The 1,832-nt window shown below is 56.9% G+C and carries 1 protein-coding gene; it reads right to left on the reverse strand.

Translation table 11 applies throughout. From position 1 onward, the window contains the following. Positions 1–1,832: PIN domain-containing protein (locus ACWF6P_RS31745; protein ID WP_452623695.1), on the reverse strand; the 1,832-nt coding region annotated here is incomplete at both ends.

Genomic DNA, 1,832 nt, shown 5'->3' on the forward strand with positions numbered 1-1,832 from the left:
CGCGTCCAGAACCTCTTTAAACTCTAAGAAATTGCAAGGCACTTCGGCGGGGCCGTACGCGGGCGCGACTTCACAGTAGCGCTGGACCGACTCGACAATTGCCGTCAGCATGGCCACTCTTTGCTGCCGGTCTTCGGGAGTGTACCGAACTACCGTAAGCTTCCCGTCTACTTCCCCGGCTCGGCCTATCGAGCGCTCATTTTTTGCCCCCTCCATGGCTATAAGCAGCAAATCATAGGCACGTTGCGAAACAATCGGATGTGGCAAAAAGCCGAGAACCGACAGAGCCTTAAATAGGCCCAATTCGACCAGCGTGATGCAATCCAGCACGCACGACGAACTCGACCCGAGTGGATTTGACCGCTCAAGCCCACCAGTGACGCGTCCCTCGGCAACGACCAAAGGCGGCTGGCTCGCCCCCCAGGACAATATAAGGTCCACTGGCGAACGTCCAAGCAACTGCGCACAAAGGCCTACGGTAAGGCGACCCTGCCTGTAGCCATCGATGACTAGGTCCGCCCCTCCCGACTGTCGTTTCAACTGTGAGTGAATCCGAGACATGTCTATGCTGCCGTCGTCGTTCTTTACAGACATAGTCAGGTAGCCCGGAATGGGTTCTACAGTCTTTTCGGTTAGCTCGTGCGCGTACCCGAGCAGATGCCTAGAGGCGGGCATCAATGAAGCAACGCGATAGGTGGTCTCTTCTCCCATCTGATGCCGAATGGTCACCGTCTCGCCAACCCTCTTGTCGATAAAGTTCGCAGCAAACGCAGAGTCATGAGGGAAGTAATTCTGTGCCTGCGGAAGAGTACCGACGTCTGCAGGGTCAATTACAACGGTGAACGGCGACCCATCTTCTCGCAGCAGTGTGGCCGCAACACCCGCAGAAACGGCTGTAGGTGTCGCGCCCCATGGAATGTCATCGGCAGTGAGCAGGGCGGTGATGAAACCCGCCGCAACGTTCGCGTTGTCGAGGTTACATCTAAACAATCGATACAACCGACGCATACCGAGGTCACGGTCACCGTATTGAATTTCAGCCAACGCCACCCTGCGGATAATCTTGGGCTCACCGCTTAGTTCCAGCGGGGCCTCGCCAAACGCGCTCCGGATTTCTGCCGGCCGCAAGGTCTGGAGTGCGACGCGATACCAAAACTCCCAGGCGCGAGCGTCGGTAGGACAACGGTCCCTTTGTCGCAAGGCCAGTGGCTTTAACCGGTGCCAATCATTCGCCTGCTGCGCGGCCAGGACTGCCATGCCGACGAAGGCGTCGTCCTCGAACCAATCTGCGGGAGCACTATCCATGATGGACCGAGCCTTCGCGCGGTAACCGCCTTTTGCGTATGCCTCCAGTAGGCGTGTTTGCAACCCACGACTGAGATTGACATTCGGAATCGATGTCAGCAGCGATATCGCCGCCTTGCAGTCCCCAAGCAGAGTAAGCGTATCGGCAGCCTGAATCTTCACAGGCTGAGCCGAGGTCGTCGTTACCAAAGCGACGAGCTTCTCTCCTAAAATCGCAGCTTTCTCCGGCCGTCCAATCGCCAGATAAATTCGGACAGCAGCGTTGAGTAGAATGGGCGCGGTCTCCGCCTCGAAATCATGCTTATCGAGCAATTCAGCGACTGACGAACTGTCGCCACTGTTTCGAAGTGCAATCCACATTAATGCCTGAGCGGTTTTCGCCGCGTCGCAATCAGATACCACAGCAGGGGATTCCGTGATATCCCGTACCAACTCGGGCATTCCGAGAATGGCGGCCGACTCGCCGACCATCATCTGCGCCGAGATATGAATCTCTTTCAGGTGAGGCGCCCCAACCTCTACAACTC

The organism is Rhodococcus sp. NPDC055024, assembly GCF_053608585.1.